1 protein-coding gene is annotated in these 1,411 nt (G+C 43.7%); it reads left to right on the forward strand.

Translation table 11 applies throughout. The features are described 5' to 3' along the window. The coding region (locus L1286_RS24025) for an amino acid adenylation domain-containing protein (protein ID WP_235409549.1) at window positions 1-1,411 on the forward strand (1,411 nt) is incomplete at both ends.

Below are 1,411 nucleotides of genomic sequence, written 5' to 3' on the forward strand. Positions count from 1 at the left end.
TCAAGAGGTTGTTGCGCAGCTACAGCAATGTGAGACAGAGAACCGCAAGGTTGCAGGGCTACAATCCACTCATCTTGCGTATGTGATTTACACTTCTGGATCAACCGGCAAGCCAAAAGGGGTGATGATAGAACACCACTCATTGGTAAACCGCATAAATTGGATGGACTCTGAATATGGTTCGTGTAGCGACGATTGTATACTACAAAAAACGCCTTTCAGCTTCGACGTTTCCGTTTGGGAGTTCTTTTGGCCGTTGCTAACTGGAGCAAAGCTTTTGCTTGCTAAACCTGAGGGGCATAAAGATCCAATTTATCTGTCAGATTTAATAAATCAATACGCGGTCACTAAGCTACATTTTGTCCCTTCTATGTTAAGCAATATGTTGTCTTTCGGTGAGTTACAAAAATGTAAAACTATTAGACAGGTATTCTGTAGTGGTGAGGCACTGCTTGCCCAACAGGTGAATGATTTCTACGCGTTGGAAACCGGCGCTATTTTACATAATTTATACGGCCCAACAGAGGCATCGATTGACGTGTCTTATTGGGATAGCTTTTGCAGCACCCTAGGCGATTGTATTCCGATAGGTAAAGCGATTGATAATACACAACTTTTTGTTCTTGATAGTAATAAAGAGTTAATCCCATTTGGAGGAGTCGGTGAGTTATATATCGGCGGGGTTGGTCTTGCTCGAGGCTATTTAAATCGACCAGAGTTAACCGAAGAACGTTTTGTTGCACACCCATTTTCTAGTGAACTAGATAAATCGAAGGGTTACTCTCGTCTATATAAAACCGGTGATTTAGCCCGTTATTTACCAGATGGTAATTTAGAATACATTGGTCGAATAGATGATCAGGTAAAGATAAGAGGCTTCCGTATTGAACTCGGTGAAATAGAAGCGCAACTCTCTGATTTTGAAAGTGTATCAGCCTGTTTAGTCTTGGTTGCCGACAGCGAAGAACAACAGAAGCAACTGATCGCTTATTTAATTCCACACGGTGAAATCCAGGACGAAAATGAATGGTTGAGCACCATTAAGTCATCGCTGCAGGCGTCGTTACCAGATTATATGGTGCCTTCTGCGTTTGTGGTAATGGCGCAGTGGCCATTAACCCCCAATGGAAAAATAGATCGAAAGGCACTTGCAGGGGCGGATGTGGCCATAATGCAAAGTCAGTACGTTGCACCAAAGACGGCGCTAGAAGTGACGCTGGTTGAGATAGTAGCAGAGTTACTTAACCTCGAGTCAGACAAAGTCAGTACCACAGCCAATTTCTTTGAGCTGGGTGGGCACTCGTTATCAGCGGTTCGCTTAGTGGCGATGATTAAAACCCAATGCCAGATTGAGTTGACACTTAAGTCGGTATTTGAAGCGCCGACGATAGCGCAACTGGCTGAGTTATTA

Source organism: Pseudoalteromonas sp. SMS1 (assembly GCF_021530565.1).
In the GTDB taxonomy this organism is placed as follows: domain Bacteria; phylum Pseudomonadota; class Gammaproteobacteria; order Enterobacterales; family Alteromonadaceae; genus Pseudoalteromonas.